The 240-nt window shown below is 45.4% G+C and carries 1 protein-coding gene; it reads left to right on the forward strand.

The annotated features are described in order from the left end of the window. The coding region (locus V6260_RS18650) for an enoyl-CoA hydratase-related protein (RefSeq protein ID WP_341595578.1) at window positions 1–240 on the forward strand (240 nt) is incomplete at both ends.

The raw sequence follows: 240 nt of genomic DNA on the forward strand, positions 1-240 counted from the left end.
TGGCAAGCTACCCGCATCCTACAATTTGCGCTGTGCAAGGTGCTGCTTTTGGTGGTGCGGTGGGCTTAATAGCTTGTTGCGACATAGCCGTTAGTAAAGACGATGCTCAATTTTGTTTTAGCGAAGTAAAGCTAGGTCTTATTCCGGCGGTTATTAGCCAGTATGTTATTAAAGTTATTGGTGAGCGCGCTGCTCGCAGGTACTTTTTAACGGATGAAGTGTTTGATGCACATACTGCTA

It is taken from the genome of Pseudoalteromonas aliena (assembly GCF_038155085.1).
GTDB lineage: Bacteria > Pseudomonadota > Gammaproteobacteria > Enterobacterales > Alteromonadaceae > Pseudoalteromonas > Pseudoalteromonas aliena_A.